Raw genomic sequence first — 5582 nt, 5'->3', positions numbered from 1 at the left:
CAGGTGGGGAAATGGGAAAGAGGGGCCGCCTGGTGGCGGCCCCTCTCCCAATGTATGTCCGGCGGCGTCCTACTCTCCCACAGCCTCTCGGTTGCAGTACCATCGGCGCTGAAAGGCTTAACTTCCGGGTTCGGTATGGGACCGGGTGTTTCCCTTTCGCCATGGCCGCCGTAACTCTGGCGGAACACACGCACCCACGCGGTGGTGCTGGTGGGGGTGTTCCAAGCTCTTGGTGTTGCGTGTTCAGTTCTCATGCCGTTCCCCGAGCCCCCGCGGGTGCGGGGGTGGGTTGTGGTCTGGGAACTGCCTAGTGGACGCGTGGCACATCAAACTCGGTGGTGATGTGTTTTGTACGGTGTTGGGACAAGCCCTCGGCCTATTAGTACCGGTCGGCTGGGCATTGCTGCTGTACACCTCCGGCCTATCAACCCCATGTTCTGTGGGGGGCCTTACCCCATAACGGGTGGGAAACCTCATCTTGAAACGTGCTTCCCGCTTAGATGCATTCAGCGGTTATCACTTCCGAACGTAGCCAACCAGCCGTGCCCCTGGCGGGACAACTGGCACACCAGAGGTTCGTCCATCCCGGTCCTCTCGTACTAGGGACAGCCTTTCTCAAGTTTCCTGCGCGCGCGGCGGATAGGGACCGAACTGTCTCACGACGTTCTAAACCCAGCTCGCGTGCCGCTTTAATGGGCGAACAGCCCAACCCTTGGGACCTACTCCAGCCCCAGGATGCGACGAGCCGACATCGAGGTGCCAAACCATCCCGTCGATATGGACTCTTGGGGAAGATCAGCCTGTTATCCCCGGGGTACCTTTTATCCGTTGAGCGACCACGCTTCCACATGCCGTGGCCGGATCACTAGTTCCGACTTTCGTCCCTGCTCGACATGTCTGTCTCACAGTCAAGCTCCCTTGTGCACTTACACTCAACACCTGATTGCCAACCAGGCTGAGGGAACCTTTGAGCGCCTCCGTTACATTTTAGGAGGCAACCGCCCCAGTTAAACTACCCATCAGGCACTGTCCCTGATCCGGATTACGGACCTAGGTTAGACATCTAGTACGACCAGAGTGGTATTTCAACGTTGACTCCAACCAAACTGGCGTCTGGCCTTCACAGTCTCCCACCTATCCTACACAAGCCGAACCAAACACCAATACCAAACTATAGTAAAGGTCCCGGGGTCTTTCCGTCCTGCCGCGCGTAACGAGCATCTTTACTCGTAGTGCAATTTCGCCGAGTCCATGGTTGAGACAGCGCCCAAGTCGTTACTCCATTCGTGCAGGTCGGAACTTACCCGACAAGGAATTTCGCTACCTTAGGATGGTTATAGTTACCACCGCCGTTTACTGGGGCTTAAATTCTCCGCTTCGACTTGCGTCTAACAGGTCCTCTTAACCTTCCAGCACCGGGCAGGAGTCAGTCCGTATACATCGTCTTACAACTTCGCACGGACCTGTGTTTTTAGTAAACAGTCGCTTGGGCCTGGTCTCTGCGGCCATCACCGCTTCCCCACGCAAGGTGGTTCACGGATCCGGCCCCCCTTCTCCCGAAGTTACGGGGGCATTTTGCCGAGTTCCTTAACCATGGTTGTCTCGATCGCCTTGGTATTCTCTACCTGATCACCTGAGTCGGTTTGGGGTACGGGCGGCGCATAGCTCGCTAGAGGTTTTTCTCGACAGCATAGGATCACCCACTTCACCATTCGGCTCCGTGTCACATCTCAGACTCGGCATCGCTGCCAGGGATCCGGATTTGCCTAGATCCCGTCCTACATGCTTACCCGTGGACTACCATCGCCACGGCTGGGCTACCTTCCTGCGTCACCCCATCGCTTGACTACTACCAGATCGGGTCCCACGCTCGACTCCCGCGCCTTCCCCGAAGGGTCGGTCACAGAAGCTTTGGGTGGTTAGCATCACCGGGTTCGTCATGGGCGCTACTTTGCCGGTACGGGAATATCAACCCGTTGTCCATCGACTACGCCTGTCGGCCTCGCCTTAGGTCCCGACTTACCCAGGGCAGATTAGCTTGACCCTGGAACCCTTGATCATTCGGCGGACGTGTTTCTCACACGTCATTCGCTACTCATGCCTGCATTCTCACTCGTGTGGCCTCCACACCTGGATCACTCCGGCGCTTCACTGCCCACACGACGCTCCCCTACCCATCCACACACCTGAACACCGATCAAGTCGATGCTAGATACACGCGTGAATGCCATAGCTTCGGCGGATGACTTGAGCCCCGCTACATTGTCGGCGCGGAATCACTTGACCAGTGAGCTATTACGCACTCTTTCAAGGGTGGCTGCTTCCAAGCCAACCTCCTGGTTGTCACTGCGACTCCACATCCTTTTCCACTTAGTCACCGCTTAGGGGCCTTAGCTGATGGTCTGGGCTGTTTCCCTCTCGACTACGGAGCTTATCCCCCGCAGTCTCACTGCTGCGCTCTCACTTACCGGCATTCGGAGTTTGGCTAACGTCAGTAACCTGGTCGGGCCCATCGGCTATCCAGTGCTCTACCTCCGGCAAGAAACACGCAACGCTGCACCTAAATGCATTTCGGGGAGAACCAGCTATCACGAAGTTTGATTGGCCTTTCACCCCTATCCACAGGTCATCCCCTCAGTTTTCAACCTAAGTGGGTTCGGTCCTCCACGTCGTCTTACCGACGCTTCAACCTGCCCATGGATAGATCACTTCGCTTCGGGTCTTGAGCGCGCTACTGAAACGCCCTATTCGGACTCGCTTTCGCTACGGCTTCCCCACACGGGTTAACCTCGCAACACACCGCAAACTCGCAGGCTCATTCTTCAAAAGGCACGCCGTCACAAGCCACAAGGACTCGCTCCGACGGATTGTAGGCACACGGTTTCAGGTACTATTTCACTCCCCGCCAGGGGTACTTTTCACCTTTCCCTCACGGTACTTGTCCGCTATCGGTCATCAAGGAGTATTTAGGCTTAACGGGTGGTCCCGCCAGATTCACACGGAATTTCAGGGGTTCCGTGTTACTTGGGGTAACGCTACGGAGCTTGCGTCTTACATCTACGGGGCTATCACCCTCTACGGCCCGGCTTTCCAACCGAATTCGACTTCCACACAAGTTTCTTACTCCGTGCAGGCGCGGCAGCACCTGCCAAGCGGCCCCACAACCCCCCATGCGCAACCCCTGCCGGGTATCACACGCACGAGGTTTGGCCTCATCCGATTTCGCTCGCCACTACTCTCGGAATCACTGTTGTTTTCTCTTCCTGTCGGTACTGAGATGTTTCACTTCCCGACGTTCCCTCCACACACCCTATGTGTTCAGATGCGGGTAACTGGACATGACTCCAGCTGGGTTTCCCCATTCGGACACCCCCGGATCACAGCTCGGTTGCCAACTCCCCGGGGCTTATCGCAGGCTCCTACGTCCTTCATCGGCTCTTGATGCCAAGGCATCCACCATGTGCCCTTCATAGCTTGTCTCAACAACGTCAAAACAAATCACTACAAAAGATTAATTATGCTCGCGTCCACTATGCAGATCTCAAACAACAACCCCACCAACCCCCACACACCACCACCCCAGAACCCAGAACAGTCCAAGACCATTCCACGAACAGGGCACCGGGTGATGCGCGGGCAAAGGGGGGAACCAGAAGCCTGATGCTTCAGGACCCAACAGTGTGCCAACCCGACCACCACCAACCACCAGCCCCGTTCCACACCCCCACCCAGCCCGAAGGCCAGGAGACGGTAGTACTAGGCGCCGGCCACCAGCAGCGGCCAAGCATCATCGACGATTCCACTAGTGAACACCACCATGCGCTCCCACACATCCGGTGGGAGTCGGGGCGTGTGCTCCTTAGAAAGGAGGTGATCCAGCCGCACCTTCCGGTACGGCTACCTTGTTACGACTTCGTCCTAATCGCCAGCCCCACCTTCGACGGCTCCCTCCCACAAGGGGTTGGGCCACCGGCTTCGGGTGTTGCCGACTTTCATGACGTGACGGGCGGTGTGTACAAGGCCCGGGAACGTATTCACCGCAGCGTTGCTGATCTGCGATTACTAGCGACTCCGACTTCATGGGGTCGAGTTGCAGACCCCAATCCGAACTGAGACCGGCTTTTTGGGATTCGCTCCGCCTTACGGCATCGCAGCCCTTTGTACCGGCCATTGTAGCATGCGTGAAGCCCTGGACATAAGGGGCATGATGACTTGACGTCATCCCCACCTTCCTCCGAGTTGACCCCGGCAGTCTCCTATGAGTCCCCACCATGACGTGCTGGCAACATAGGACGAGGGTTGCGCTCGTTGCGGGACTTAACCCAACATCTCACGACACGAGCTGACGACAGCCATGCACCACCTGTACACCGACAAAAGGGGCACCATCTCTGGCGCTTTCCGGTGTATGTCAAACCCAGGTAAGGTTCTTCGCGTTGCATCGAATTAATCCGCATGCTCCGCCGCTTGTGCGGGCCCCCGTCAATTCCTTTGAGTTTTAGCCTTGCGGCCGTACTCCCCAGGCGGGGCGCTTAATGCGTTAGCTGCGGCACGGAACCCGTGGAATGGATCCCACACCTAGCGCCCAACGTTTACGGTGTGGACTACCAGGGTATCTAATCCTGTTCGCTCCCCACACTTTCGCTCCTCAGCGTCAGGTAATGCCCAGAGAACCGCCTTCGCCACCGGTGTTCCTCCTGATATCTGCGCATTTCACCGCTACACCAGGAATTCCGTTCTCCCCTGCATACCTCTAGTCTGCCCGTATCGGAAGCAAGCACTGAGTTAAGCCCAGTGTTTTCACTCCCGACGCGACAAACCGCCTACGAGCCCTTTACGCCCAATAATTCCGGACAACGCTCGCACCCTACGTATTACCGCGGCTGCTGGCACGTAGTTGGCCGGTGCTTCTTCTGTACCTACCGTCACTTTCGCTTCGTCGGTACTGAAAGAGGTTTACAACCCGAAGGCCGTCATCCCTCACGCGGCGTTGCTGGATCAGGCTTCCGCCCATTGTCCAATATTCCCCACTGCTGCCTCCCGTAGGAGTCTGGGCCGTGTCTCAGTCCCAGTGTGGCCGGTCACCCTCTCAGGCCGGCTACCCGTCGAAGCCATGGTAGGCCATTACCCCACCATCAAGCTGATAGGCCGCGAGCACATCCTGAACCGAAAAAACTTTCCACAACCACCACATGCGTGGAGTCGTCGTATCCGGTATTAATCACCGTTTCCGGTGGCTATCCCAAAGTCCAGGGCAGATTACTCACGTGTTACTCACCCGTTCGCCGCTCGAGTACCACCGAAGTGGCCTTTCCGCTCGACTTGCATGTGTTAAGCACGCCGCCAGCGTTCGTCCTGAGCCAGGATCAAACTCTCCATCGAAAAACAAACCCCACAACCAACCAACAGGCCAGCCGCGAGAAAAAGAGAGCCACATCCCCTGACAGAACAATCACTGACAAAAATTGTCAGAATCATTGTCAAAGAAACCGCGACACCAAACCAAAATCCAGTGTCAACGGGGCATAACAAACTAATTCGTCGACTATGACACACTGTTGAGTTCTCAAACATCAGACGCA

The 5582-nt window shown here is 56.7% G+C and carries 3 rRNA genes; all 3 read right to left on the bottom strand.

Annotated elements, in window-relative coordinates:
• Window positions 1–56: 56 nt before the first annotated feature.
• Window positions 57–173, bottom strand: a 5S ribosomal RNA gene (gene rrf, locus DAI17_RS20705).
• 186 nt (window positions 174–359) lie between these two features.
• Window positions 360–3480: ribosomal RNA gene (locus DAI17_RS20700) — 23S ribosomal RNA — on the bottom strand.
• A gap of 383 nt (window positions 3481–3863) precedes the next feature.
• Window positions 3864–5382, bottom strand: a 16S ribosomal RNA gene (locus tag DAI17_RS20695).
• The 16S, 23S and 5S rRNA genes sit together here, the layout of an rRNA operon.
• Window positions 5383–5582: the final 200 nt, after the last annotated feature.

The sequence above is a fragment of the Nocardioides sediminis genome, from assembly GCF_003047295.1.
GTDB classification, from domain to species: Bacteria; Actinomycetota; Actinomycetes; order Propionibacteriales; family Nocardioidaceae; genus Nocardioides; species Nocardioides sediminis.
This window is presented reverse-complemented; position numbering and strand designations above follow the sequence as displayed.